Here is a 24,631-nt window from a genome sequence, read left to right as displayed (position 1 = left end):
ACGCCGGCCGCTGTTTCAGCGGTCCGGCCTTGCCATGCCTGAAGAAAACTTCGGGAGATTCATCATGCGTGCTGCTCAACTCAAAGCTGTTCTGCCACGGGAGTTATTGGCTTCGGTGGTTGTGTTTCTGGTCGCCCTGCCCCTGTGCATGGGCATCGCCATCGCTTCGGGGCTGCCCCCTGCCAAAGGCCTGATCACCGGGATCGTCGGCGGCCTGATCGTGGGTTGGTTGGCAGGCTCTCCGTTACAAGTCAGCGGTCCCGCGGCAGGCCTGGCCGTTCTGGTGTTCGAACTGGTGCGTCAGCACGGGGTGGTCATGCTCGGCCCCATCCTGCTGTTGGCGGGGTTTCTGCAGCTGCTGGCCGGGCGCTTGAAGCTGGGTTGCTGGTTCCGGGTCACTGCGCCCGCGGTGGTGTACGGCATGCTCGCCGGGATTGGCGTACTGATCGTGCTTTCGCAAGTGCATGTGATGCTCGACGCTACGCCCAAGCCCTCCGGTCTGGATAACCTTACGGCATTCCCCAACGCGGTGGCCCAGGCACTGCCATCGTTCGGCTGGCAGGCTGGACTGCTCGGACTTTCGACCATCGCCGTGATGTGGCTGTGGGAAAGACTCCGTCCGCACTCACTGCGCTTCATTCCCGGGGCGTTGCTCGGGGTCGGTATGGCAACGATCGCCAGTCTGCTACTGGCATTGCCGGTCAAACGGGTTGAAGTTCCAGCCAACCTGGCCGAAGCCATCGACTGGCTCAAACCGGCGGACCTGCTCAATCTGGCCGATCCCACCCTGTTGATCGCCGCCTTCGCCGTGGCCTTCATCGCCAGCGCCGAAACCTTGCTATCCGCCGCGGCCGTGGATCGCATGCACAGTGGCCAGCGTTCGGACTTCGACCGTGAATTGTCAGCGCAAGGCGTCGGCAACATGCTTTGCGGGTTGCTCGGCGCGTTGCCGATGACCGGGGTAATCGTGCGCAGTTCGGCCAACGTCCAGGCCGGGGCTACCACCCGCTACTCGACGATTTTCCACGGGCTGTGGCTGCTGGCGTTCGTATTGCTGCTGTCGAGCGTGTTGCAAAGCATTCCGGTGGCGAGCCTGGCCGGCGTGTTGGTTTATACCGGTTTCAAACTGGTGGACCTCAAGGCTTTCCGCGGCCTGGGTCGCTATGGCCGAATGCCGATGTTCACCTATGCCGCGACGGCATTGGCGATCATCTTCACTGACTTGCTGACCGGTGTGCTGATCGGTTTCGGCCTGACACTGGTGAAACTCGCACTGAAGGCTTCACGACTGAAAATCAGCCTGATCGACCTGCCCCGGGACGGCGAAATGGAGTTGCGCCTGGTGGGCGCGGCGACGTTCCTCAAAGTGCCGGCCCTGACACGGGTGCTGGACAGCATTGCGCCAGGCACAACGGTGCATGTGCCGCTCAATCACCTGAGCTACATCGATCACTCGTGTCTGGAGTTGCTGGAGGAATGGGGGCGGGCGAATGCGGCCAAGGGTTCGAAGTTGTTGATTGAGTCGCGCGGATTGAAACGCAGGCTGGAGGGGCGGGTGCGGACCAATACCGGCATAGGTACAGTCGGGTAGATAACCCTGTGGGAGCGAGCCTGCTCGCGAAAGCGTTCTGTCAATCGACGTAAATGTTGAATGATCAAAAGCATTCGCGAGCAGGCTCGCTCCCACAGGTTCCGGGGTGGATCAAGCCACGGTCTGATCCAGCTCCAGGCCCACGCCAAGGCGGCGGGACATGCACGGCCAGCGTTTCCAAGCGGCGCCGGTGTCGGGGCTGCTGAGCTTCTCGCGGTAGGCTTCAACCGATTCCAGCGCAAAGCTTTCGTCGTCGAGCATCTCGTCCACGGCGTGATGCACTGCCTCGTCCAGTTGGTTGGCAAATTCTTCACCGATCAACTGGTGAGCAATCAGATTGGCGACCGTCATGTCCAAGGGGATCAGTGGCTGGCCGAAATGCTTGATGTACAGGTCATTGACCTCTTCGACAAAGCGGTGCGCCAGGTAGGCTTCATCCAGCAGGCTGTCGAGTCCGACGTGACCGGCCATGATCGCCGGCGGCTGGAGGAAGTACTGCTCGGCGATTGTCAGCACCGGTTTGATCTGTGACTCAATGCCCGCTTCCCTGGCGACTTCATTGGCTGCATCCAGCAGGTCAGGTACTTCATCAATATAGGCGGCGACAAAACGCGTCAGCACGCCGTTGGCGTCAGTCTCCGGCAATTGGATCGCCGGGTGTAAATGAGGCAGTTTGCTTTCCAGCTGACGAGTCAGCAGGCCGGTCTCGGCTTCGTGTTGTTGGGCTTTTTGGATCTGCTCGCGCAATGCGGCGGTGTTCATGAAAACTCCAGGAAACAAAGGCAATGAAATAGGGAAGACATAACTTAGCTGGCATATGAAAAATGCTAAGACGCATTTGTCATAATTATTTCATCCTTGAGACGCCTCCGTTATATCGGTTTGCCACCACTCGTCTGCATCCTTCTCCATTCGTGACCTGCAACGCAAGTTAATGCTGTTTCAGATGATTTACGCCGCCACATTGCGAGGTGAGAGCCGCTGTCTATACTCGCTCATGAATGGAGTTAGCTGATGACGCCCGACTGCAACTGCAGCAAGGCCCGGCGATTCAAGTTCGTAGTCTGATGCAGCCGCTCCCTTGCCGCAGGTGAAAGCCGGCGGGATAACAAGAACGATAAGGGGAACCCGCAATGATGCGACATCCACATGTCTGGATGGGCCTCCTGTTGTGGTCGATTTTCAGTCAGGCGCAAGCGGCCTGGACTGTGAATATGGCGCCTGGAGCGACTGAAATCAGTCACGCTGTGTTTGACCTGCACATGACCATTTTCTGGATCTGTGTAGTGATCGGCATCATCGTCTTTGGCGCCATGTTCTGGTCGATGATCCTTCACCGCCGCTCGACGGGGCAGGTGGCGGCAAAATTTCATGAAAGCACCACCGTCGAAATCCTCTGGACCATCGTGCCCTTCGTGATTCTGGTGGTCATGGCGGTTCCAGCGACGGCCACCCTGATCAAGATGTACGACGCCAGTGAACCGGATATCGATATCCAGATCACCGGCTATCAGTGGAAGTGGCATTACAAATACCTGGGCCAGGACGTCGAATTCTTCAGTAACCTGACCACGCCCGCCGACCAGATCCACAACAAGGAAACCAAGGGCGAGCACTACTTGCTCGAGGTCGACAAGCCTTTGGTGCTGCCGATCGGCGCCAAGGTGCGCTTCCTTGTGACGTCCGCCGACGTGATCCATTCCTGGTGGGTGCCGGCCTTCGCGGTCAAGCGCGATGCCATTCCGGGGTTCGTCAACGAAGCCTGGACCCGCATCGACAAGCCCGGCATCTACCGTGGTCAATGCGCCGAGCTGTGCGGCAAGGATCACGGATTCATGCCGATCGTGGTCGAGGTCAAGGACAAGCCTGACTACGAAAAATGGCTGGGTGAGCGCAAGGCAGAAGCCGCGCAACTCAAAGAGCTGACCAGCAAGGAATGGACCCTCGACGAGCTCAAGGAGCGCGGCGACAAGATTTATCACACCACCTGCGTAGCCTGTCACCAGGCCGAAGGCCAGGGCCTGCCGCCGATGTTCCCGGCTCTCAAAGGCTCGAAAATCGCCACCGGGCCAAAAGAAGCGCACCTGAGCCTGGTCTTCCACGGCAAGCCCGGCACCGCCATGGCGGCGTTCGGCAAGCAGCTCTCGGAAGTCGATATCGCGGCGGTCGTGACCTATGAACGTAACGCCTGGGGCAACAACAAGGGCGACATGGTCACGCCAAAAGAAGTGCTGGAGTTGAAACAGGCGGAAAGCAAATGACCCGGTCCATTGCGCACACCAGGAACCGGCCGGGGCAATGCACCCCGGCCTGCCCAGCCCGTCTGTTTGCAGGAGACAGAACATGACTGCTGTAATCGATGACCCTGTCCATACCCACACCGAGCACGCCCACGGCCCTGCCAAGGGTCTGATGCGCTGGGTGCTGACCACCAACCACAAGGATATCGGCACGCTGTACCTGTGGTTTGCCTTCTCCATGTTCCTCCTGGGCGGTACGTTCGCGATGGTGATTCGCGCCGAACTGTTCCAGCCGGGGTTGCAGATCGTCCAGCCGGAATTCTTCAACCAGATGACCACCATGCACGGTCTGGTGATGGTGTTCGGTGCGGTGATGCCGGCCTTCGTCGGTCTCGCCAACTGGATGGTCCCGCTGATGATCGGCGCACCGGACATGGCCCTGCCGCGAATGAACAACTTCAGCTTCTGGCTGCTGCCGGCGGCGTTCATTTTGCTGGTATCGACCCTGTTCACCCCAGGTGGCGGTCCGAATTTCGGCTGGACGTTCTACGCGCCGCTATCGACGACCTATGCGCCGGAAAGCGTGACGTTCTTCATCTTCGCCATCCACTTGATGGGGATCAGTTCGATCATGGGCGCGATCAACGTGATCGCCACCATCCTCAACCTGCGCGCCCCCGGCATGACATTGATGAAAATGCCGCTGTTCGTCTGGACCTGGCTGATCACCGCGTTCCTGCTGATCGCGGTGATGCCGGTGCTGGCCGGTTGCGTAACGATGATGCTGATGGACATCCACTTCGGCACCAGCTTCTTCAGTGCCGCCGGTGGCGGTGATCCGGTGCTGTTCCAGCATGTGTTCTGGTTCTTCGGCCACCCCGAGGTGTACATCATGATCCTGCCGGCCTTCGGTGCCGTCAGCTCGATCATCCCGGCCTTTTCACGCAAGCCGCTGTTTGGCTACACCTCGATGGTCTACGCCACGGCATCTATTGCCTTCCTGTCCTTCATCGTCTGGGCGCACCACATGTTCGTGGTCGGCATTCCGCTGGTGGGCGAGCTGTTCTTCATGTACGCCACGCTGCTGATCGCGGTGCCCACCGGGGTCAAGGTGTTCAACTGGGCCAGCACCATGTGGCAGGGTTCGTTGACCTTCGAAACACCGATGCTGTTCGCCGTGGCGTTCGTCATCCTGTTCTCCATCGGTGGTTTCTCCGGGCTGATGCTGGCTATTGCGCCGGCGGACTTCCAGTACCAGGACACCTACTTCGTGGTCGCGCATTTCCACTACGTGCTGGTGCCGGGAGCGATCTTCGGGATTTTCGCCTCGGCCTACTTCTGGCTACCGAAATGGACCGGCCACATGTACGACGAAACCCTCGGCAAGCTGCACTTCTGGCTGTCGTTCATCGGCATGAACATGGCCTTCTTCCCGATGCACTTCGTGGGGCTGGCGGGCATGCCGCGGCGGATTCCGGACTACAACCTGCAATTCGCCGACTTCAACATGGTGTCGTCGATTGGCGCGTTCATGTTCGGCGCCACCCAGATCTTCTTCCTGTTCATCGTGATCAAGACTATCCGCGGCGGTCCGCCAGCACCGGCCAAACCGTGGGACGGGGCTGAAGGCCTGGAGTGGAGCATTCCGTCACCGGCGCCGTATCACACATTCACCACGCCGCCGGAAGTGAAATGACTGTGGGAGCGAGCCTGCTCGCGAAAAACGATGACGCGGTTTGTCTGCTGAACCGCGGAGCCTGCTTCGCGAGCAGGCTCGCTCCTACAGGGTTTGGTGTTGAGGATTCGAATCATGGCTGACTCGATTTCGATGAAGAAATTGGTCACACGTTTATTGATCGTGGTGGTGGCGATGTTTGTCTTCGGGTTTGCCCTGGTTCCGATCTACGACGTGATGTGCAAGGCGTTCGGTATCAATGGCAAGACCGCCGGGCAGTACGAGGGTGAGCAGACAGTCGATGCCTCGCGGCAGGTTCGCGTGCAGTTCCTGACGACCAACTCTGTCGATATGCCCTGGGATTTCTACCCCAAGAGCGATGAGCTCACGGCCAACCCGGGGGCGGTGAGCGAGATGATCTTCATTGCGCACAACCCCACCGACCGCCCGATGAGCGCCCAGGCCGTGCCGAGTATCGCGCCGAGCGCGGCGGCGGCGTATTTCCACAAGACCGAATGTTTCTGCTTTACCCAGCAAGTGCTGCAGCCCGGTCAACGGATCGAGATGCCGGTACGTTTCATCGTTGACCGTGACATGCCCAAGGATGTGAAGCACCTGACGCTGTCCTACACGCTGTTCGATATCACCGCCCGACATCCACCGGTCGCTGTAAACACTGGCGGTTGAGCGTGCCCGATAAGGAGAACAATAAATGGCAACTCATGAACATTATTACGTTCCGGCCCAGAGCAAATGGCCGATCATCGCCACGATCGGCATGGTCACCACCGTGTTCGGCCTGGGCACCTGGTTCAACGACCTGAAAGCAGCGCGGCCGGAATCCCACGGCCCGCTGATCTTTTTCGTCGGTGGCCTGCTGTTGGCCTACATGCTGTTTGGCTGGTTCGGCACAGTGATCAAGGAAAGCCGCAGCGGGTTGTACAGCGCCCAGATGGATCGCTCGTTTCGCTGGGGCATGAGCTGGTTCATCTTTTCGGAGGTCATGTTTTTCATCGCCTTCTTCGGCGCGCTGTTTTATGTGCGCCACATTGCCGGTCCCGCGCTGGGCGGCGAAGGCACAAAAGGCATCGCCCATATGCTGTGGCCAAACTTCGAATTCACCTGGCCGTTACTGAACAACCCGGACTCCAAACTGTTCCCGCCCCCCAAGGAAGTCATCAGCCCCTGGGGTCTGCCGCTGCTCAATACCGTGTTGCTGGTGAGCTCCAGCGTCACCATCACCATCGCCCACCACGCCTTGAAAAAGGGACATCGCGGCGCGCTGAAACTCTGGCTGGCGATCACCGTGCTGTTGGGATGCGGCTTCCTCAGTTTCCAGGCCGAAGAGTATATCCACGCCTACCACGAACTGGGCCTGACCCTGGGCTCGGGCATCTACGGCGCCACGTTCTTCATGCTCACCGGGTTCCACGGTGCGCACGTGACCATCGGCACCATCATCCTGTTCGTGATGCTGATGCGCATCTTGCGCGGGCACTTCGACAATGAGCATCAGTTCGGCTTCGAGGCGGCAAGCTGGTATTGGCACTTCGTGGACGTGGTGTGGATCGGGTTGTTCGTTTTCGTTTATGTGCTTTAGAGCCGCTGCAAGCTTTGAGCTTTGAGCTTGTAGCTGCGCGCTGTGCGCGCCCTACCAAGGTGCGTGCGACACCAACTGGCCGCTGAAGAAACCCCAGGCAATCAAGCCGACGGTGCAGGCGGCCAAGGCAACACGAACACTCAAGGCAATGACGAGGCGGTTCGAGCTGCTGTCGTCCTTGACCAGAAAAAACAGGCCGCTGAACAGGCTGACAACCGTGGCAATCAGCATCAGGACGATAGCTGCTTTGAGCATGGTGAGACTCCGGGGAGACAAGCGATGCACTTGAGTATAGCTATCGCGCTGACCGACTTTCTGGCGACGCCATGAAGCGCTTCCGGCCGGGCGTTGTGCCGACACTGGTGGTCGCGATCCTGCTGCCGCTGCTGGTGTCGCTCGGGTTCTGGCAATTGAACCGGGGCGCGGAAAAAAGCGCGCTGCTGCAAACATACGCGGAGCGTCGGGTTGCCGAATCGATGGCCAGCACCGAGCTGCAACACACGGCAGACCCGGCCTTTCGCCGGGTGCGCCTGCACGGCCAATTCGATGCCGCCCATAGTCTGTTGCTGGATAACCGCCAGCGTGGCGGCAAGGTCGGGGTCGAGTTGCTGCAACCGTTTCAGGATCAGGTGACCGGACTGTGGCTGCTGGTCAACCGCGGCTGGCTGCCATGGCCGGACCGCCGTACACCTCCACAATTTTCTACACCGGCTGAGCCCCTGAGCCTCGACGCCTGGGTCTACGTTCCACCCGGTGCGGCTTTCCAGCTCCACGCCGACCCAAGCACCAGTACCTGGCCAAAACTGCTGACGGCAGTTGACCCCAAGGCCCTCTGGACTGCCCTGGGCCGCGAGGGCTTTGCCTACGAATTACGCGCAGAAACCGGACCTGCGACTTACCAGGCCGATTGGCCGGTGGTTGCCACGGGCCCGGAAAAACACATCGCTTATGCCGTGCAGTGGTTTGCCATGTCGATCGCCCTGCTCGGCCTCTATCTCTACCTCGGCTGGCACAACGCAAAGGAGAAACACCATGGGAGCGGCCATGAATCCACCCAGCATGTCTGAGGCAAAAGCGCTGCCGAGTCGGCGCAAGGGACGTTTGCAGCTACTGCTGATTGTGCTCGGGGTAGTCGGTCCGATGATCCTCGCCACCGGCATGTACAAATTGCAGTTCTGGGTGCCGGAAGGCCGCAGTTATCACGGCGAACTGATCGGCAACGGCCAGACCCGCGCCGACCTTGGCGTGCAGGCGCAGGAAGACCGCTGGCAGTTGCTGGTAACGGCACCCAAGGAGTGTTCGGTGGACTGCCAGCAACTGGTTTATCTGGCCCGACAAATCCAGATCGGCCTCGGTCGCGATGCCGGTCGCGCCAGTCACGCACTCGCGGTGACACAACCGCTGAGCAGTGATTACGAGACTAAACTTCAACACGAGTACCCGCAGTTGCAACGCTATTCCCTAGACCCGCAGATCTACACCAAAGGCGCCCAGGGCAATGACACCGCGCACCTGTGGATCATCGACCCCCACGGCAATCTGGTGCTGCGCTACGACCCGTCGGTCAAAGGCAAGGACCTGCTCAACGACCTGCGCCACCTGCTGAAACTGTCGAACATCGGATAAGGGCATCGTCATGGCCAAACCTGGATTTCGCCTCGCGCTGTTTGCCACCTTCCTGGCACTGATGGTGGTGTTGCTCGGCGCCTACACCCGCCTGACCCACGCCGGTCTCGGATGCCCGGATTGGCCCGGCTGTTATGGCTTTATCAGCGTACCGAAAAGCGAAGCCCAACTGGCCCATGCCGAACTGCACTTCCCGGATGCCCCGGTGGAAGCCCATAAGGGCTGGAACGAGATGGTTCATCGCTACTTCGCCGGCACCCTCGGCTTGCTTATCTCGATATTGGCCGGTCGCGCCTGGGTCCATCGCAAGCATCCGGGGCAACCGGTGAAGCTGCCGCTGTTCCTGTTGGCCGTGGTGTTCGCCCAGGCGGCCTTCGGCATGTGGACGGTCACGCTCAAGCTCTGGCCGCAGGTGGTGACCGGGCATTTGCTCGGCGGATTCGCCACCTTGAGTCTGTTGTTTCTGCTGACCTTGCGCCTGTCCGGCGTATTGCCGGCGCTGACGGTGCCACGTCGCTTGCAACACTGGGCGACCGCCGGCCTGTTGCTGGTGATTTTGCAGATCGCCCTCGGCGGCTGGGTCAGTTCCAACTATGCCGCCGTGGCCTGTATCGACTTCCCGACGTGCCATGGCCAATGGCTGCCACCGGCGGATTTCGCCAATGGTTTTCACCTGACCCAGCACATCGGTCCGAACTACCTCGGGGGGCAGCTGGACAGCGATGCCCGCACCGCGATTCACCTGACTCACCGTATCGGCGCGCTGCTGGTGACCCTGGTATTGCTCGGCCTGGCCTGGCAACTGAAAGTCGTCGGCATGACGCGGCTCGCCGGGTTGGTGCTGATCGCCCTCGCGGCGCAAATTACGCTGGGCATCAGCAACGTGCTGTTTCATCTGCCGTTGCCAGTGGCCGTGGCGCACAACGCCGGGGGCGCGGCGCTGCTGCTGACGATGGTGCTGGTCAACTATCACGCGCGAACCAGTCTGGTTCGGGTCAAGCAGCCGGCACGCTGGCGCTTCAGTCCGCGTAAACACTCAGCCGGGCCCATAACAATAAAAGGAGAGATGCCATGGCGATTCTGATTGGCGAGCGTCACAGCCAGGCGATCTGGCGTGACTACCTGGAGCTGACCAAACCCAAGGTGGTGGTGCTGATGCTCATCACCTCGCTGGTCGGGATGTTCCTCGCCACTCGCGCTGGCGTGCCATGGACCGTGCTGGTGTTCGGCAACCTGGGGATTGCATTGTGTGCCGGCGGCGCGGCGGCGGTGAACCATGTGGTGGATCGGCGGATCGACGCCGTGATGGCCCGAACCCACAAGCGCCCATTGGCCGAGGGCCGGGTCTCGCCTGCCGCCGCACTGACCTTTGCCTTGATACTGGCACTGCTCGGCCAGGCCTTGCTGCTGGCCTTCACCAATCCGCTGACGGCGTGGCTGACTCTCACCTCGCTGCTCGGTTATGCAGTGGTCTACACCGGTTTCCTCAAACGTGCGACGCCACAGAACATCGTGATCGGCGGGCTGGCCGGTGCTGCCCCGCCCCTGCTCGGCTGGACCGCGGCCACCGGACACGTCAGCGCCGAACCGCTGTTGCTGGTGCTGATCATCTTCGCCTGGACGCCGCCGCACTTCTGGGCACTGGCTATCCACCGCAAGGAGGAATACGCCAAGGCCGACATCCCGATGCTGCCGGTGACCCATGGCGAGCAATACACCAAGGTGCATATTCTGCTTTATACCGGCGCGCTGCTGGCCGTCAGCCTGATGCCCTACGTGATCCACATGAGCGGCCCGCTCTACCTGATTTGCGCCATCGGCCTGGGTGCGAGGTTTCTGCAATGGGCCGTGGTGCTGTACCGTGGCACTCGGCCGCACGCGGCGATCAACACCTTCAAGTACTCTATCTATTACTTGTTCCTGCTGTTTATCGCCCTGCTCGTAGACCACTACTTATTGTTGAACCTATGACCCGAACCCAGAAAACCGTCTTCATCCTTGTCGCCCTGATCGCGCTTGTCCTGGGCCTGACCATCAATAAAGTGCTCTCCGGCAAAGGCCAGGGCGACCCGACGGCGCTGATCGATGCCGGTATTATCCTGCTACCGCAAAGCCGCAATCTGCCGGATGTCACGATGACAGACCAGGACGGTAAACCGGTGGCGATCAACGAGCTCAAGGGCAAGTGGAGCGTGCTGTTCTTCGGTTACACCTTCTGCCCGGACATCTGCCCGACCACCCTCGCCCAACTGCGCCAGATCAAGAGCGAACTGCCGCCCGAGGCTGTGGCCAAGTTGCAGATCATTCTGGTCAGCGTCGACCCGAACCGCGATACGCCCAAGCAACTCAAGCAGTACCTGGGTTACTTCGATCCGCAGTTCATCGGCCTGACAGCGACGTCGACCCAGGAGCTGCAAAAGGTCGCCAACGCCGTGAGCATCCCGTTCATTCCGGCGGACACCAGCAAGCCGAACTACACCGTCGACCACAGCGGCAACCTCGCGGTCATCGGCCCGGACGGTACGCAGCGCGGGTTTATTCGAGCGCCTTTGAACAATGCGAAGCTTGTGGCGCAGTTGCCGGTGATGGTTAACCGCAAATAACCACACAAAACCCTGTGGGAGCGAGCCTGCTCGCGAAGAGGCCATAACATTCAACATCATCGTTGACTGGCAAACCGCTTTCGCGAGCAGGCTCGCTCCCACAGTTACGGTGTTTCGGGCACAAAAAAGGGGACGCTCACGGCGTCCCCTTTTTCGTTGCATCCGCCAATCAGAACGCCGGCACGACCGCGCCTTTGTACTTCTCGATGATGAATGCCTTCACTTCCGGGCTGTGCAGGGCAGCCACCAGTTTCTTCATCGCGTCGCTGTCCTTGTCGTCAGGACGGGCAACGAGGATGTTCACGTAAGGCGAGTCGCTGCCTTCGATGACCAGCGCATCCTTGGCCGGATCGAGCTTGGCTTCCAGCGCATAGTTGGTGTTGATCAGCGCCAGGTCGACCTGGGTCAGCACGCGCGGGATGGTCGCGGCTTCCAGCTCACGGAATTTCAGGTTCTTCGGGTTCTCGGTGATGTCCTTGACGGTCGACAGAATGTTGTTCGCATCCTTCAACTTGATCACGCCTGCCTTGTCCAGCAGCAACAGCGCGCGGCCGCCGTTGGTGGCATCGTTCGGGATAACCACAGTGGCGGTGCTTGGCAGCTCATCCAGCTTCTTGTACTTGCTGGAGTAAGCGCCCAGCGGCTCCAGGTGCACGCCGGCAACCGACACCAGGTGGGTGCCCTTGGCCTTGTTGAACTCATCGAGGTATGGCTGGTGCTGGAAAAAGTTGGCGTCCAGACGTTTTTCCGCCACTTGCACGTTCGGCTGGATGTAATCGGTGAAGACCTTGACCTTCAGGTCCACGCCTTCCTTGGCCAGTGCCGGTTTAACGAACTCGAGGATTTCCGCGTGCGGCACCGGTGTGGCGGCGACCGTCAAAGTGTCGGCAGCGTGGGCGGAAAAGGCTGCAACGGCAGCGAAGGCGACGAGTAGTTTTTTCATTCAGCTAACTCCATGTGAGGCGCCCGTTGGGCGCCTGCCAGCGAATGGCCGGCTCATGTCTTACTTACGGGAAAAGTGGACGACCAATTTGTCGCCGACGGTTTGCAGAACCTGCACCAGCACCAGCAGCAATACCACCGTGACCACCATCACATCGGTCTGGAAACGCTGGTAACCGAAACGGATCGCCAGGTCACCCAGACCACCGGCGCCCACCACACCAGCCATTGCCGTGTAGGAAACCAGTGTAATAGCTGTCACCGTAATCGCCGCGAAGATGCCCGGACGGGCTTCGGGCAACAACGCGTTGGTGATGATCTGCCGCGTGGTCGCGCCCATCGACTGGGTCGCTTCGATGATGCCGCGATCCACTTCACGCAACGCGGTTTCCACCAGTCGCGCAAAGAACGGCGTGGCGCCTACCACCAGTGGCGGGATCGCACCGGCGACACCCAGCGAGGTGCCGGTGATCAACACAGTGAACGGGATCATCACGATCAGCAGAATGATGAACGGCAGCGAACGCAGGATGTTCACCACCAACGACAACATCGCGTAGACGCCTTTGGTTTCCAGCAATTGACGCGGGCTGCAGAGGAACAGCAACACGCCCAGCGGCAGGCCCAGCAACACGGTGAACAACAACGAACCGCCGAGCATCAGCAGGGTATCGCCGGTGGCCAGCCAGATTTCAAACCAGTCGATATTGGCGAAGAAACTTGTCAGGGCTTCCATTAACGCAGCACCTCCATGTGGACGTCCGCTGCGGTGAAGCGGGCGAAAGCCGCCTCCATGTCACCGCCCGTCACGGCCAGGGTCAGTTGCCCGTAAGGGATGTCTTTGATGCGATCGATACGACCGGCGAGAATGCTGTAGTCCACGCCGGTTTCGCGGGCGACGGTGCCCAGCAATGGCGCGTAGGTCGCTTCGCCCTGGAAGGTCAGACGCACGATGCGACCCGGCACATGCGCAAAGTCGTCGCGCTGTTCACTTTCGTCGATGTGCTCGTCTTCCTGTACGAATCGCTTGGTGGTCGGGTGTTTTGGATGCAGGAACACCTCGGCCACCGAACCTTGCTCGACGATCACGCCTGCGTCCATCACCCCTACCTGGTCGCAGACCCGGCGAATCACGTCCATTTCATGGGTGATCAGCACAATGGTCAGCTTCAACTCGCGATTGATCTCGGCCAGCAATTGCAGGACCGACGCCGTGGTCTGCGGGTCCAGTGCACTGGTGGCTTCGTCGCACAGCAGGATTTTCGGCTTGGTTGCCAGGGCGCGGGCGATGCCGACACGCTGCTTCTGGCCGCCAGACAACTGCGCCGGGTACTTGTTGGCGTGATCGGACAAACCAACTCGGGCGAGCAACTCGGCGACGCGCCGGTCGATGTCGCTGCGGGACAATTCACCGGCCAGCGTCAGCGGCAGCGCGACGTTATCGGCCACGGTCTTGGAGGCCAGCAGGTTGAAGTGCTGGAAAATCATGCCTATCTGCTGACGGAAACGGCGCAGCCCGTTGGCGTCGAGCGCTGTGACTTCCTCGCCATCGACGATGATCTTGCCGCCACTGGAATTTTCCAGGCGATTGATCAGACGCAGCAGGGTACTTTTTCCCGCACCGGAATGACCGATCAGGCCAAAGACCTGGCCGTTCTCAATCGTCAGATTGGTCGGGTGCAGGGCGGGGATATCCCTACCGGCGACGCGGTAGGTTTTATGGACGTTTTGAAACTCGATCACGTAGCGAACCTTGTGGGGCGCGTTGAAAAAGGATCAGCGGTTAGCCGGGGCGCGCATTTTAGCCTGTCCGTATAGAGGTTCTTAGCATTTATTTCGTATTCAACCAGCGATTTGGCAATAACGCGATCAAAGGTCAGATAAAAGGAACGGCTAAAAACGTCATCAGTCACTACTTAGGCAACTCGAAAACAGCCGAGGAGTCATGCCTGATGAGCACCAAGAAACCTGCCGTCACCAAGAGCGCACTGGCCGGGACCGATACCCTGGACCGCAGCAACACCAACGCCAAGCTCGATAGCCTGGAAAAATTCCGCTCCGATGCCACAGGTGAAGCGCTGCGCACCAATCAAGGCGTGAAGGTGGCCGACAATCAGAACACGTTGAAAGCCGGCGCCCGTGGGCCGTCACTGCTGGAAGACTTCATCATGCGTGAAAAGATCACGCATTTTGACCATGAGCGCATTCCCGAACGCATCGTCCACGCCCGCGGGACGGGTGCCCATGGCTATTTCCAGAGTTATGAGAATCACAGCGTTTTGACCAAGGCCGGTTTCCTGCAGGATCCCGGCAAAAAGACGCCCGTGTTCGTGCGTTTTTCCACGGTGCAAGGCCCTCGCGGGTCAGGCGATACGGTGCGTGATGTCAGAGGTTTCGCCGTGAAGTTCTTCACTGACGAAGGCATCTACGACCTGGTGGGCAACAACATGCCGGTGTTTTTCATTCAGGACGCCATCAAGTTTCCTGACTTCGTACACGCGGTGAAACCCGAGCCCCACAATGAAATACCCACCGGCGGCTCGGCCCATGACACTTTCTGGGACTTTGTTTCGCTACAACCGGAATCGGCGCACATGGTGATCTGGGCCATGTCCGACCGGGCGATCCCCAAAAGCCTGCGCAGCATGCAGGGTTTCGGCGTGCATACCTTTCGCATGATCAATGCCGAAGGCAAATCGCGCTTCGTCAAATTCCACTGGCGACCCACTGCCGGCACCTGTTCGCTGGTGTGGGATGAAGCGCAAAAACTCGCGGGAAAAGACACCGACTACCACCGACGCGACCTCTGGGAAGCCATCGAGATGGGGGACTACCCGGAATGGGAATTGGGTGTTCAGGTCATCGAGGAAGAAAACGAACACGCCTTCGATTTCGACATCCTCGACCCGACCAAGATCATCCCCGAAGAAATCGTGCCAATTACGCCGCTGGGCAAAATGGTGCTCGACCGCAACCCGGACAACTTCTTTGCCGAAACCGAGCAAGTTGCGTTCTGCCCGGGGCATATCGTGCCGGGGATCGATTTCTCCAACGACCCGCTGCTGCAAGGCCGGTTGTTTTCCTACACCGATACGCAGATCAGCCGACTCGGTGGGCCGAACTTTCACGAGATTCCCATCAACCGTACGATTTCCCCCCTGAACAATGGCCAGCGAGACGCGCTGCACCGCACCACCATCGACAAGGGGCGCGCGGCCTACGAGCCCAACTCCATCGATGGCGGCTGGCCGAAGGAAACCCCGCCGTCTGCACAGGATGGCGGTTTCGAGAGTTATCCGGAGCGCATCGACGCCAACAAAATCCGCCAGCGCAGCGAGTCGTTCAGCGACCACTTCTCCCAGGCGCGGCTGTTTTTCCACAGCATGAGCAAGCACGAGCAGGAACACATCATTTCGGCGTACAGCTTTGAGCTGGGCAAGGTGGAACGTGAATTCATCCGCGAACGGCAGGTGAATGAGATTCTGGCGAACATTGATCTGGAACTGGCCAGGCGGGTCGCACAGAACCTGGGCCTGCCGTCGCCGAAAGCCGGGACGGTGGATGTACCCAAAACGTCCCTGGAGCATTCACCGGCGTTGAGCCAGGTCAACTTGCTGCCCGCCGATATCAAGACCCGCAAAGTGGCGATTCTGGCGGCCAATGGGGTAGATGGCGCAGCGATTGATGTGCTCAAGAAAGCGCTGAAGGCTGAAGGTGCGCACGCCAAATTACTCGGCCCGAGCTCGGCCCCGGTGAAGACCGCCGAAGGCAAATCGTTGCCGGTGGACGCGTCGATGGAAGGCTTGCCGTCAGTGGCGTTCGATGCGGTGTTCGTGCCCGGTGGCGCGGCCTCGATCAAGGCGCTGAGCACTGATGGCGTGGCGTTGCATTACTTGCTGGAGGCGTACAAACACCTGAAAGCCATTGCGTTGCATGGCGAGGCGAAGCAGTTGATGGATGTGTTGAAGCTGGAGGTTGATGCGGGGTTGATCGTGGGAACGGACGCCAAGCTGTTCAAGGCGTTTTTTGCGGCGATCGGGCAGCATCGGGTTTGGGAGAGGGAGCCGAAGGCCAAAGCCATTCCGGCTTAGGTTTTTGTGTTGATTCAGAGGACGCCATCGCGGGCAAGCCTTGCTCCCACAGGGTATGGGTCGTTCATCAATCAGGTGGGCGACTCAAAACCTGTGGGAGCAAGGCTTGCCCGCGATGCTGTTAAGGCTGTTTGCGCGGACTCAAAACCATCTGTGCCGGAACGCTGCGATTGATCTGTCGGTCCAGCTTCAGATCAAACTGTGGATCAAGCTTGTTCACCCGCTTGGTCAGCAGATTCGCCAACCAAGGATAATCATCGGTACGCGGCACCTGGATGCTCACGTCGCACTGAAAATTCACCACATCGGCGGCGATGGCATCCAATTGACGACGCACTTTCCCCATATCGGTGATTTTCAGCTTCACCGTGGTGCTTTCAGCCTCCGGGTCAATGACCTTGGCTTTGCGCTTGGCTTCGGCAGACTTGAGGTCCGCTTCGGCCTTATCCAGTTCAGCCTTACGGGCTTGAGCGATGGCACCGTTGACCCCGCCAGTCAGCGCCGGAGCCTTGGGCATCAGCGCACGGGCCCGAGCCAGGGCAGTAGCAGCCGCGTTGACGTCACCTTTTTGCAGCACGATCTGGCTGCGCATCAGATAGGCTTCGGCCAATTGCCGCTGGTATTGCTCCAGGGATTGATCGTTGGGCGATTGAGCCTGCAAAGCGGCCAGTTGATCTTCGGCGGTGGCCAGTTCGCTGCTGGCCAGGCTTTGCTCAAGCTGTGCGATAGCCGTGGCCCGTGCATCCGGGGCCTCGGTGGCTGCCGGTGGCGTGCTTTGGCAAGCGCCCAGCAGCACAGAAAATGCGACAAGGAGCAGATAACGGGAGGGGAACGACTTCATTCCTGCGACTCTCTATATGCGCAAAAAACGAGCAAGTCTACACCCCTCGGCGGGGCAGAACAAAACTCAGCAGAAACAGCGCGGCGGCTGTCACTACAATCGACGGGCCGGCCGGAGTGTCCTTGAACCAGGACAGCGCCAGCCCGCCGCATACGGCGAGTATGCCCAGAAGGCTCGCACCCAGTGCCATCTGTTCCGGCGAGCGGGCGTGTCGTTGTGCCGCAGCCGCCGGAATGATCAGCAACGAAGTAATCAGCAATACACCGACGATTTTCATCGCCACGGCAATCACCACGGCGATCAGCAGCATCAACGCCATGCGCAACCCCGCCACGGGCAAGCCTTCGACCCTGGCCAACTCCTCATGCACGGTGATTGCCAACAGTGGCCGCCACAACGTCACCAGCAACACCAGCACTGCCGCACTGCCACCCAGAATCCAGGCCAGATCGACAGGGCTGATCGCCAACAGGTCACCGAACAGATAGGCCATCAGGTCGATCCGCACTTCGTGCATGAAGCTTAGTACGACCAAGCCCAGAGAGAGGGTGCTCGGTGCGAGAATTCCCAAAAGCGTGTCGGACGCCAGCGGTTGACGCTGTTGCAACGTCACCAGCATCACCGCCAGCAGCAAACAGCCTACGGTGACCGCAACGGTGGGGCTGACATCCAGCAGGAAGCCCAACGCAACCCCGAGCAACGCCGCGTGGGACAGGGTGTCGCCAAAATAGGCCATGCGCCGCCAGACCACGAAAGAACCCAACGGACCCGCGACCACTGCCAGGGCCAGACCTGCAAGCAGGGCGTAGAGCAGAAAATCAGCCATGCTTGCAGCTATCTCCGTGAACATGGGTATGGCCCGATCCGGGCGCTTTGACCACCGAGCCGTGCAAATCGTGGGCATGGTCGTGGTGGTGGTGATAAATCGCCAGGCTTTGTGCGTTTTTCCCGAACAGCTCGACGAAGGCCGGATCGCCGCTGACCTGCTCGGGATGGCCGGAGCAGCAAACGTGACGATTGAGGCAAACCACCTGATCGGTGGTGCTCATCACCAGATGCAGATCGTGGGAGACCATCAGCACACCGCAGCCGTGACGGTCGCGCAGGCGGGTGATCAGGCTATAGAGTTCGGCCTGGCCGGCCACGTCGACACCTTGCACCGGCTCGTCGAGCACCAGCAACTCCGGTTCGCGCAACAGCGCACGGGCCAGCAGGACGCGCTGCATTTCACCGCCGGAGACGCTTTGCACGGGGCTGTCGATCACCTGTTCGGCGCCGACTTCCTTGAGCGCGGCCAAGGCCATCGCACGATCCACCCCAGGCACAAGTCGCAAGAAACGCAGGACCGAGAGCGGCAAGGTCGGATCGACATGCAGTTTTTGCGGCATGTAGCCGACCCGCAATTTCGGTTTGCGCCAGACACTGCCACTGTCGGGCTTCAACAGCCCCAGCACGGCGCGCACCAACGTGGTCTTGCCGGCGCCGTTGGGGCCGATCAGGGTGACAATCTGACCTGGCTCGACGCTCAGCTCGATGTTATCCAGCACACTTTGCCCGGCAAACGTGACAGCAACCTGCTCGAGGCGGATCAGCGCGTTGCTCATCAAGCCTCCTGGCAACCCGAGCAGAGACCGATCACTTCGACGGTCTGGCCTTCAACGACGAACCCGACATCCTGGGCACTGGCAATGATCGCGTCGCTGATGGATTTCTGCTCGAGCTCAATGGCAGCGTGGCAGTCGCGGCAGATCAGGAACTGCCCCTGGTGCGCGTGTTCCGGGTGATTGCAGCCGATGAAGGCGTTGAGCGAAGAGATGCGGTGTACGAGGCCGTTTTCCAGCAGGAAGTCGAGCGCGCGATACACGGTCGGCGGCGCCGCACGGCGACCATCCTGCTCGCTGAGCACCGCGAGAATGTCGTAGGCACCCAGCGGCTTGTGGCTTTGCCACACCAGTTCCAGCACCCGCCGCCGCAATGCAGTCAGGCGCAAACCCTGACGCGCGCACAGGGCATCGGCCTCAGACAATGCGCTGTGCACGCAATGAGAGTGGTCGTGGGGACGGCTGGCAATCGGTGTTTTAGGCATGAGCGGCGACGATTATTGTGAGAGACGTTATTATGTTACCCGTTCTCGCCTCTTCGAGTGGTCATCGTGTCCCGACTTTTTTCAATCTTTGTCGCATTTTTCGCAAGTTTTCTGCTGATCGGTCAGGCGCAAGCCGAGGTCAAGGTCCTCACCAGCATCAAGCCGCTGCAGCTGATCGCCGCGGCGGTGCAGGACGGCGTAGCGATTCCGGAAGTCTTGTTGCCACCCGGAGCGTCGCCGCATAACTATGCCTTGCGCCCTTCCGACGTACGGAAGGTGCAGTCCGTGGATCTGGTTTACTGGATCGGGCCGGACATGGAAGGTTTCCTGCCTCGGGTGCTCAATGGTCGTACGCTGCCTAGCGTCGCCGTGCAGGATTTGCCCGGTATGAAACTGCGCCGTTTCGCCGAGGACAGTCACTCCCACGCCGAAGAAGCCGACGAGCACGACCACGATCACCGTCCGGGCAGCCTGGATGCGCATTTGTGGCTGTCGCCGATCAACGCACGCGTCATCGCCACGAAAATGGCCGCCGACCTCAGCGCGGCCGATCCTGCCAATGCCGCGCGGTATGAGAGCAACCTCAAGGCCTTTGATGAACGCCTCGATGCCCTCGACCTGCGGCTGAAGAAGCGCCTGGCCGGTGTTGAAGGCAAACCTTACTTTGTGTTCCACGAAGCCTTCGACTACTTCGAGGACGCCTACGGTCTCAAGCACGCGGGGGTGTTCAGCGTCGCCGCCGAGGTGCAACCCGGCGCCCAGCATGTCGCAGCGATGCGTGCGCGGTTGCAGGAAGTCGGCAAGACCTGTGTGTTCAGCGAACCCCCGTTGCGCCCGCGCCTGGCGGAAACCCTGGTGGCCGGCCTGCCCGTGAAACTGGCGGAGCTGGATGCGCTGGGTGGGTACACGCCGGCAACCGCTCAGGGGTATGAGCAGGTGCTGGAGAAGTTGGGGAATGATTTGGCGGGGTGTCTGGAGTCGTTGTAACTCCGGAACTTGTGTCGCCCCATTCGCGAGCAGGCTCGCTCCCACAGGGATCCCTCGCGGACACAAAATCTGTGTTCACATCGGTCAACTGTGGGAGCGAGCCTGCTCGCGAAGCTTTTAGAGGGCGAACGGTAGCGGCGTATTGACCGTCTGCCGCTGCGCCAACCGCTGCTGAAACTCCATCGGATCGTGAATCAACACATCCTGCCCGGCGAATGACTCCGCCGCGATCAAGCGCGACAACCAGAAGCGCACACAGGCCACCCGCAACAGGGTCGGCCACAGCTCGGCTTCGGCGGCCGTGAATGGACGCAGCGCTGCGTAAGAGCCGAGCAACGCCCGCGCCCGAGGTCCGTCGATCAGACCTTCATCGTCCGAACACCAGTCATTCAGGGCAATCGCCACGTCATAGAGCATCGGCCCCGAGCAGGCGTTGTAGAAATCGATCAGACCGGTCAGGTGCGTGCCTTCAAACATCGCGTTATCGCGGAACAGATCGGCGTGGATGTTGGCCCGTGGCAGCGCCAGAATTTTCTCTTTCTGCAGTGTGATTTCATCCAGCGCCCGTTCCAGCAGATCTTTCTGCTCGGTATTGAGGTGCGACAGAAACTGCGTGCCCTCCTCCAGCATCCAGTCCAGGCCACGATCGGTTTTGCGCTTGATCATGTTGGCTTGGGTCGCGAGATGCAGGTGGGCAAGCAACTCGCCCACCTGCGCGCAATGCTGAGCATTGGCTTGCTTGATGTGCTTGCCGGCCAGACGCGGTTGCAGCAACGCAGGTTTGCCCGCCAGTTCACGCAACGCGATCCCATCAGTGGTGCGCAGGGCGTAGGGCACCGGCAGATCGGCTTCGTGCAGCACGTCGAGCAATTCGATGAAGAACGGCATCTCCTGGACCGGGCCACGCTCGACCAGAGTCAGGACAAATTCGCCCTGCTCCAGGCTGATAAAGAAGTTGGTGTTTTCGCTACCGGCGGCAATCCCCTGGAAATCAAGCAGGCGGCCGAGGCCATAAGGGGCGAGAAAAGTTTCCAGCTCGGGCCGAGCCAGGGGGGTGAACACAGACATGTTTAAACTGCCAGTACGGGCGCCGCTGTTGAGCCAGCGCCGATTGAAATTAAGAAACTATTTCCACTCAAAAATCTTCCACGACGGAATCAGCATATCCGGCTGATCCGAGCGGATGAAGTTACCGTCCGATCCATCGGCGCGCACCAGAAAGTACGGCTTTCCGCCTTTCGGCGTTACTTGAATGGCGTACAGAAAGCCATTCTGGCGGTATTCCTTGATGGTGTTATCGCCTTCCGTGCGAATGGTTACATCCGGTTCAGGCGATGGCGCATCGTTCGCCGCCATCACGGCCAACGGTGCGGTTGCAAACAACCCAGCCAGCAACAGGCGATTTAGTGTGCGCATGATAACCTTGTCCCTTTGTCGTCAACGGTCCCGCTATTCTAGCGCCGGACCCGCCGAAAAGGTTGATCCTGCTCATGAGCCAAGCCCCCCTCGTCCTGGTGGACGGTTCGTCTTACCTGTACCGCGCCTTTCACGCGCTGCCACCGCTGACCACCTCAAAAGGCCTGCCGACCGGCGCGGTCAAGGGCGTGTTGAACATGCTCAAGAGTCTGCGCAAGCAGTACCCGGACAGCCCGTTCGCCGTGGTGTTCGACGCCAAGGGTGGGACATTTCGCGATGAAATGTACGCCGAATACAAGGCCAACCGCCCGAGCATGCCCGATGACATGCGCGTGCAGATCGAGCCGCTGCATCAGAGCGTGATCGCCCTGGGCTTCCCGCTGCTGTGCGTCGAAGGTGTCGAAGCCGATGACGTGATCGGCACCCTGGCCCGCAGCAGTGCCGCCGCCGATCGTCCGGTCGTCATCTCCACCGGCGACAAGGACATGGCGCAACTGGTCGACGGCCACATTACCTTGGTCAATACCATGACCGGTAGCAGCATGGACGTGGAGGGCGTGAAGGAGAAATTCGGCGTCGCTCCGGAACAGATCATCGACTATCTGGCACTCATGGGCGATTCTTCCGACAACATTCCAGGCGTTCCGGGCATCGGTCCGAAAACCGCTTCCGGGCTGCTGGTCGGCGTGAATGGCGGCCTGACCGAGCTCTACGCGCAGCTTGATATTGTCCCGACCCTGCCGATCCGCGGTGCAAAGACGCTGCCGGCCAAGCTTGAAGAACACAAGGAGATGGCGTTCCTCTCCTATCAACTGGCGACGATCAAAGTGGATGTGCCGCTGGACGTCGGCCTCGATGACCTGCAAATGGGCCCGGAAGATCCGGTCAAGCTCACCGAGCTCTACAACCTGCTGGAATTCAAGAGCTGGTTGAACGATCTGCAACGGGACGCCAAGCGCATTGAACTGAGCACTGCCGCCGAACCTGAGCCAGTCGTCGACCTGTTCAGCGCCGCCGAAGCCATCGCGGAGGCCGAAGCGCCGGTGGCAACGTCTGAAACCCGCTACGAGACCATCCTCGATCAGGCACGGTTCGACGCCTGGCTGGAGAAACTCAATAACGCCCCGCTGTTCGCCTTCGACACCGAAACCACCGGCATCGACGCGCAACAGGCGCAACTGGTGGGCCTGTCGTTTGCGGTGCAGGCCAACGAAGCCGCCTACATCCCGTTGACCCACTCCTACATCGGCGTGCCCGAGCAACTGGATCGCGACACGGTCCTGCGCGCGCTCAAGCCGATCCTGGAAGACCCGAACAAACTCAAGGTCGGCCAGCACGCCAAGTTCGACATGAACATCCTGGCCAACTGCGCCATCGGTGGCGATCAGGCCAACGGCATCACCGTGCGCGGCATTGCGTTCGATACCATGCTCGAATCCTACGTGCTCAACTCCACAGCCACCCGCCACGACATGGACAGCCTGGCGCTGAAGTACCTGGATCACACCACAGTGAGTTTCCAGGACATCGCCGGCAAAGGCGTTAAGCAGCTGACCTTCGATCAAATCGCCCTGGAGCAGGCCGGCCCTTATGCCGCTGAAGATGCCGACGTTACCTTGCGTCTGCACCAGGCGCTGTTCGAGAAGCTCACCGCCATCCCAAGCCTGGCCAGTGTATTGACCGACATCGAAATCCCGCTGGTGCCCGTGCTGGCGCGTATCGAACGCCAGGGAGCTTTCGTCGATGCCGCGCTGTTGGGCGTGCAAAGCATCGAACTGGGCGACAAGATGGTGGCGCTGGAGCGTGAAGCCTTCGAGATTGCCGGCGAGGAGTTCAATCTGGGGTCGCCAAAGCAGCTTGGCGTGATCCTCTACGAGAAGCTCGGCCTGCCGGTGCTGAAGAAAACCGCCAAGGGCCAGCCGTCCACCGCCGAAGAGGTGTTGGCCAAGCTGGCCGAGGACGACTACCGGCTGCCCAAGGTGCTGATGGAATACCGCTCCATGAGCAAGCTGAAAAGCACCTACACCGACCGTCTGCCGGAGCAGATCAACCCGCGCACCGGGCGCATCCACACTTCGTATCACCAGGCAGTAGCGTCCACCGGACGCCTGTCTTCCAGTGACCCGAACCTGCAGAACATCCCGGTGCGCACCGCTGAAGGGCGTCGCATCCGCCAGGCCTTCGTGGCGCCTACCGGTTACAAATTGCTGGCGGCGGACTACTCGCAGATCGAACTGAGGATCATGGCGCACCTGTCCCGTGACGAAGGCCTGATGAACGCCTTCCGCCACAATCTGGACGTGCACACCGCCACCGCCGCCGAGGTCTTCAAAGTCGAGTTGGCAGACGTGACCTCCGACCAGCGCCGCAGTGCCAAGGCGATCAACTTCGGCCTGATCTACGGCATGGGTGCCCAGAAACTGGGCAAAGACATTGGTGTCGATACCAAGACCGCCAAGGCTTACATCGATACGTACTTCGCCCGCTATCCGGGCGTGCGTGAGTACATGGACCGCACACGCGCCCAAGCGGCGGATCAGGGTTTCGTGGAAACGTTCTTCGGGCGCCGGTTGTATCTGCCGGAGATCAATTCCAACAAGCCGCAAGAGCGTGCCGCTGCCGAACGCACGGCGATCAACGCGCCGATGCAGGGCACCGCGGCCGATATCATCAAGAAAGCCATGGTGGCGGTGGACAACTGGCTGGCAGAGTCGGGCCTCGACGCCAAAGTCATCCTGCAAGTGCACGATGAACTGGTGCTTGAGGTGCGCGAAGACCTGGTCGAGCAGGTCCGAGATGAAATTCGAATCCACATGAGTGGTGCGGCGAAGCTGGATGTTCCGCTGCTGGTCGAAGTGGGTGTGGGCAATAACTGGGATGAGGCTCACTGACTCCCTGTAGGAGCGAGCTTGCTCGCGAAAGAGTGTCAGGCT

General features: G+C 60.2%; 24 protein-coding genes. 13 read left to right on the top strand and 11 right to left on the bottom strand.

Annotated features, from left to right (window positions below; translation table 11 throughout):
* Positions 1 to 64 precede the first annotated feature (64 nt).
* On the top strand, positions 65 to 1,591 hold the full coding sequence (locus LAB08_RS00385) for a SulP family inorganic anion transporter (RefSeq protein WP_096514052.1): 1,527 nt from the start codon (positions 65 to 67) through the stop codon (positions 1,589 to 1,591).
* Between the two features lie 111 nt (positions 1,592 to 1,702).
* On the opposite strand, the gene LAB08_RS00380 is transcribed toward LAB08_RS00385, so the two are convergent.
* Positions 1,703 to 2,353 carry a hypothetical protein gene (locus tag LAB08_RS00380; protein WP_096514053.1) on the bottom strand — a complete coding sequence of 217 codons (651 nt, stop codon included), beginning with the start codon at positions 2,351 to 2,353 and terminating at the stop codon, positions 1,703 to 1,705.
* Positions 2,354 to 2,724: 371 nt separating this feature from the next.
* Between LAB08_RS00380 and coxB the strand changes: the two genes are divergently transcribed.
* The 4 genes from coxB (at position 2,725) to LAB08_RS00360 (ending at position 7,106) form a co-directional block, all read left to right on the top strand.
* Positions 2,725 to 3,852 carry a cytochrome c oxidase subunit II gene (coxB, locus tag LAB08_RS00375; protein ID WP_096514054.1) on the top strand — a complete coding sequence of 376 codons (1,128 nt, stop codon included), beginning with the start codon at positions 2,725 to 2,727 and terminating at the stop codon, positions 3,850 to 3,852.
* 82 nt (positions 3,853 to 3,934) lie between these two features.
* On the top strand, positions 3,935 to 5,527 hold the full coding sequence (gene ctaD, locus LAB08_RS00370) for a cytochrome c oxidase subunit I (RefSeq protein ID WP_096514055.1): 1,593 nt from the start codon (positions 3,935 to 3,937) through the stop codon (positions 5,525 to 5,527).
* A 114-nt stretch (positions 5,528 to 5,641) separates the two neighbouring features.
* Entirely contained in the window at positions 5,642 to 6,193 is a 552-nt protein-coding gene (locus tag LAB08_RS00365) for a cytochrome c oxidase assembly protein (RefSeq protein WP_096514056.1), read from the top strand.
* 25 nt (positions 6,194 to 6,218) lie between these two features.
* Positions 6,219 to 7,106 (top strand): cytochrome c oxidase subunit 3, encoded by an 888-nt coding sequence (locus LAB08_RS00360; RefSeq protein ID WP_096514057.1) that lies wholly within the window; start codon positions 6,219 to 6,221, stop codon positions 7,104 to 7,106.
* Between the two features lie 51 nt (positions 7,107 to 7,157).
* Here LAB08_RS00360 and LAB08_RS00355 read toward each other — a convergent pair whose 3' ends face one another.
* Complete coding sequence (locus tag LAB08_RS00355) at positions 7,158 to 7,361, bottom strand: twin transmembrane helix small protein (RefSeq protein WP_096514058.1); 204 nt, start codon at positions 7,359 to 7,361, stop codon at positions 7,158 to 7,160.
* 71 nt (positions 7,362 to 7,432) lie between these two features.
* Here LAB08_RS00355 and LAB08_RS00350 point away from each other — a divergent pair, with 71 nt between their 5' ends.
* Genes LAB08_RS00350 through LAB08_RS00330 form a run of 5 tightly spaced genes read left to right on the top strand, consistent with a single transcriptional unit; the run spans position 7,433 to position 11,335 of the window.
* Positions 7,433 to 8,173, top strand: a complete 741-nt coding sequence (locus LAB08_RS00350) for an SURF1 family protein (RefSeq protein ID WP_096514059.1) — start codon at positions 7,433 to 7,435, stop codon at positions 8,171 to 8,173.
* Positions 8,139 to 8,732, top strand: a complete 594-nt coding sequence (locus tag LAB08_RS00345) for a PA_0111/PP_0108 family redox-active disulfide protein (RefSeq protein ID WP_096515610.1) — start codon at positions 8,139 to 8,141, stop codon at positions 8,730 to 8,732. Before LAB08_RS00350 ends, LAB08_RS00345 begins: the two co-directional genes overlap by 35 nt.
* Positions 8,733 to 8,742: 10 nt before the next feature.
* Positions 8,743 to 9,816, top strand: coding sequence for a COX15/CtaA family protein (locus LAB08_RS00340; RefSeq protein ID WP_096514060.1), 1,074 nt, complete (start codon positions 8,743 to 8,745; stop codon positions 9,814 to 9,816).
* Positions 9,804 to 10,703: a heme o synthase gene (gene cyoE / locus LAB08_RS00335; protein WP_096514061.1), complete on the top strand. Its 900-nt coding sequence runs from the start codon at positions 9,804 to 9,806 to the stop codon at positions 10,701 to 10,703. The genes LAB08_RS00340 and cyoE overlap by 13 nt, the downstream gene beginning before the upstream one ends.
* Positions 10,700 to 11,335 carry an SCO family protein gene (locus LAB08_RS00330; RefSeq protein ID WP_096514062.1) on the top strand — a complete coding sequence of 212 codons (636 nt, stop codon included), beginning with the start codon at positions 10,700 to 10,702 and terminating at the stop codon, positions 11,333 to 11,335. The genes cyoE and LAB08_RS00330 overlap by 4 nt, the downstream gene beginning before the upstream one ends.
* A 169-nt stretch (positions 11,336 to 11,504) precedes the next feature.
* Here LAB08_RS00330 and LAB08_RS00325 read toward each other — a convergent pair whose 3' ends face one another.
* Genes LAB08_RS00325 through LAB08_RS00315 form a run of 3 tightly spaced genes read right to left on the bottom strand, consistent with a single transcriptional unit; the run spans position 11,505 to position 14,020 of the window.
* Positions 11,505 to 12,278 (bottom strand): MetQ/NlpA family ABC transporter substrate-binding protein, encoded by a 774-nt coding sequence (locus tag LAB08_RS00325; protein ID WP_096514063.1) that lies wholly within the window; start codon positions 12,276 to 12,278, stop codon positions 11,505 to 11,507.
* A 60-nt stretch (positions 12,279 to 12,338) separates the two neighbouring features.
* Positions 12,339 to 13,013: a methionine ABC transporter permease gene (locus LAB08_RS00320; protein WP_096514064.1), complete on the bottom strand. Its 675-nt coding sequence runs from the start codon at positions 13,011 to 13,013 to the stop codon at positions 12,339 to 12,341.
* On the bottom strand, positions 13,013 to 14,020 hold the full coding sequence (locus LAB08_RS00315) for a methionine ABC transporter ATP-binding protein (RefSeq protein ID WP_096514065.1): 1,008 nt from the start codon (positions 14,018 to 14,020) through the stop codon (positions 13,013 to 13,015). The genes LAB08_RS00320 and LAB08_RS00315 overlap by 1 nt, the downstream gene beginning before the upstream one ends.
* 206 nt (positions 14,021 to 14,226) lie before the next feature.
* Between LAB08_RS00315 and katE the strand changes: the two genes are divergently transcribed.
* Positions 14,227 to 16,368, top strand: a complete 2,142-nt coding sequence (katE, locus tag LAB08_RS00310) for a catalase HPII (protein ID WP_301943432.1) — start codon at positions 14,227 to 14,229, stop codon at positions 16,366 to 16,368.
* A gap of 121 nt (positions 16,369 to 16,489) precedes the next feature.
* Here katE and LAB08_RS00305 read toward each other — a convergent pair whose 3' ends face one another.
* The 4 genes from LAB08_RS00305 to zur are packed head-to-tail and all read right to left on the bottom strand — an operon-like array spanning position 16,490 to position 19,295.
* Positions 16,490 to 17,209 (bottom strand): PA5502 family lipoprotein, encoded by a 720-nt coding sequence (locus LAB08_RS00305; RefSeq protein WP_096514067.1) that lies wholly within the window; start codon positions 17,207 to 17,209, stop codon positions 16,490 to 16,492.
* Positions 17,210 to 17,246: 37 nt separating this feature from the next.
* Positions 17,247 to 18,035: a zinc ABC transporter permease subunit ZnuB gene (gene znuB / locus LAB08_RS00300; RefSeq protein WP_096514068.1), complete on the bottom strand. Its 789-nt coding sequence runs from the start codon at positions 18,033 to 18,035 to the stop codon at positions 17,247 to 17,249.
* Complete coding sequence (gene znuC / locus LAB08_RS00295; RefSeq protein ID WP_096514069.1) at positions 18,028 to 18,813, bottom strand: zinc ABC transporter ATP-binding protein ZnuC; 786 nt, start codon at positions 18,811 to 18,813, stop codon at positions 18,028 to 18,030. The genes znuB and znuC overlap by 8 nt, the downstream gene beginning before the upstream one ends.
* Positions 18,813 to 19,295: a zinc uptake transcriptional repressor Zur gene (gene zur / locus LAB08_RS00290; RefSeq protein ID WP_096514070.1), complete on the bottom strand. Its 483-nt coding sequence runs from the start codon at positions 19,293 to 19,295 to the stop codon at positions 18,813 to 18,815. The genes znuC and zur overlap by 1 nt, the downstream gene beginning before the upstream one ends.
* Positions 19,296 to 19,361: 66 nt before the next feature.
* Between zur and znuA the strand changes: the two genes are divergently transcribed.
* The gene (znuA, locus tag LAB08_RS00285; RefSeq protein ID WP_172901639.1) at positions 19,362 to 20,282 is read left to right on the top strand and encodes a zinc ABC transporter substrate-binding protein ZnuA; all 921 of its coding nucleotides are present in this window, start codon (positions 19,362 to 19,364) and stop codon (positions 20,280 to 20,282) included.
* Between the two features lie 117 nt (positions 20,283 to 20,399).
* Here znuA and LAB08_RS00280 read toward each other — a convergent pair whose 3' ends face one another.
* On the bottom strand, positions 20,400 to 21,350 hold the full coding sequence (locus LAB08_RS00280) for a homoserine kinase (RefSeq protein ID WP_096514072.1): 951 nt from the start codon (positions 21,348 to 21,350) through the stop codon (positions 20,400 to 20,402).
* Between the two features lie 57 nt (positions 21,351 to 21,407).
* Positions 21,408 to 21,698: a DUF2782 domain-containing protein gene (locus LAB08_RS00275; RefSeq protein WP_096514073.1), complete on the bottom strand. Its 291-nt coding sequence runs from the start codon at positions 21,696 to 21,698 to the stop codon at positions 21,408 to 21,410.
* A 74-nt stretch (positions 21,699 to 21,772) separates the two neighbouring features.
* Between LAB08_RS00275 and polA the strand changes: the two genes are divergently transcribed.
* Complete coding sequence (gene polA / locus LAB08_RS00270; protein WP_096514074.1) at positions 21,773 to 24,589, top strand: DNA polymerase I; 2,817 nt, start codon at positions 21,773 to 21,775, stop codon at positions 24,587 to 24,589.
* Positions 24,590 to 24,631 lie beyond the last annotated feature (42 nt).

The organism is Pseudomonas izuensis (assembly GCF_002356535.2).
Classification (GTDB): Bacteria; Pseudomonadota; Gammaproteobacteria; order Pseudomonadales; family Pseudomonadaceae; genus Aquipseudomonas; species Aquipseudomonas izuensis.
Note: the sequence above shows the minus strand (reverse complement) of the source record. Positions and strands in the feature narration are given on the sequence as shown.

Excerpts from the sequence above, each read along its gene's own strand:
- zur (WP_096514070.1), bottom strand. The coding sequence starts at position 19,295 with ATGCCTAAAACACCGATTGCCAGCCGTCCCCACGACCACTCTCATTGC.
- LAB08_RS00275 (WP_096514073.1), bottom strand. The coding sequence starts at position 21,698 with ATGCGCACACTAAATCGCCTGTTGCTGGCTGGGTTGTTTGCAACCGCA.
- LAB08_RS00280 (WP_096514072.1), bottom strand. The coding sequence starts at position 21,350 with ATGTCTGTGTTCACCCCCCTGGCTCGGCCCGAGCTGGAAACTTTTCTC.
- LAB08_RS00305 (WP_096514067.1), bottom strand. The coding sequence starts at position 17,209 with ATGAAGTCGTTCCCCTCCCGTTATCTGCTCCTTGTCGCATTTTCTGTG.
- LAB08_RS00385 (WP_096514052.1), top strand. The coding sequence starts at position 65 with ATGCGTGCTGCTCAACTCAAAGCTGTTCTGCCACGGGAGTTATTGGCT.
- LAB08_RS00320 (WP_096514064.1), bottom strand. The coding sequence starts at position 13,013 with ATGGAAGCCCTGACAAGTTTCTTCGCCAATATCGACTGGTTTGAAATC.
- LAB08_RS00330 (WP_096514062.1), top strand. The coding sequence starts at position 10,700 with ATGACCCGAACCCAGAAAACCGTCTTCATCCTTGTCGCCCTGATCGCG.
- LAB08_RS00380 (WP_096514053.1), bottom strand. The coding sequence starts at position 2,353 with ATGAACACCGCCGCATTGCGCGAGCAGATCCAAAAAGCCCAACAACAC.
- znuB (WP_096514068.1), bottom strand. The coding sequence starts at position 18,035 with ATGGCTGATTTTCTGCTCTACGCCCTGCTTGCAGGTCTGGCCCTGGCA.
- LAB08_RS00360 (WP_096514057.1), top strand. The coding sequence starts at position 6,219 with ATGGCAACTCATGAACATTATTACGTTCCGGCCCAGAGCAAATGGCCG.
- znuC (WP_096514069.1), bottom strand. The coding sequence starts at position 18,813 with ATGAGCAACGCGCTGATCCGCCTCGAGCAGGTTGCTGTCACGTTTGCC.
- LAB08_RS00365 (WP_096514056.1), top strand. The coding sequence starts at position 5,642 with ATGGCTGACTCGATTTCGATGAAGAAATTGGTCACACGTTTATTGATC.
- polA (WP_096514074.1), top strand. The coding sequence starts at position 21,773 with ATGAGCCAAGCCCCCCTCGTCCTGGTGGACGGTTCGTCTTACCTGTAC.
- LAB08_RS00325 (WP_096514063.1), bottom strand. The coding sequence starts at position 12,278 with ATGAAAAAACTACTCGTCGCCTTCGCTGCCGTTGCAGCCTTTTCCGCC.
- LAB08_RS00350 (WP_096514059.1), top strand. The coding sequence starts at position 7,433 with ATGAAGCGCTTCCGGCCGGGCGTTGTGCCGACACTGGTGGTCGCGATC.
- LAB08_RS00345 (WP_096515610.1), top strand. The coding sequence starts at position 8,139 with ATGGGAGCGGCCATGAATCCACCCAGCATGTCTGAGGCAAAAGCGCTG.
- ctaD (WP_096514055.1), top strand. The coding sequence starts at position 3,935 with ATGACTGCTGTAATCGATGACCCTGTCCATACCCACACCGAGCACGCC.
- LAB08_RS00340 (WP_096514060.1), top strand. The coding sequence starts at position 8,743 with ATGGCCAAACCTGGATTTCGCCTCGCGCTGTTTGCCACCTTCCTGGCA.
- LAB08_RS00355 (WP_096514058.1), bottom strand. The coding sequence starts at position 7,361 with ATGCTCAAAGCAGCTATCGTCCTGATGCTGATTGCCACGGTTGTCAGC.
- coxB (WP_096514054.1), top strand. The coding sequence starts at position 2,725 with ATGATGCGACATCCACATGTCTGGATGGGCCTCCTGTTGTGGTCGATT.
- cyoE (WP_096514061.1), top strand. The coding sequence starts at position 9,804 with ATGGCGATTCTGATTGGCGAGCGTCACAGCCAGGCGATCTGGCGTGAC.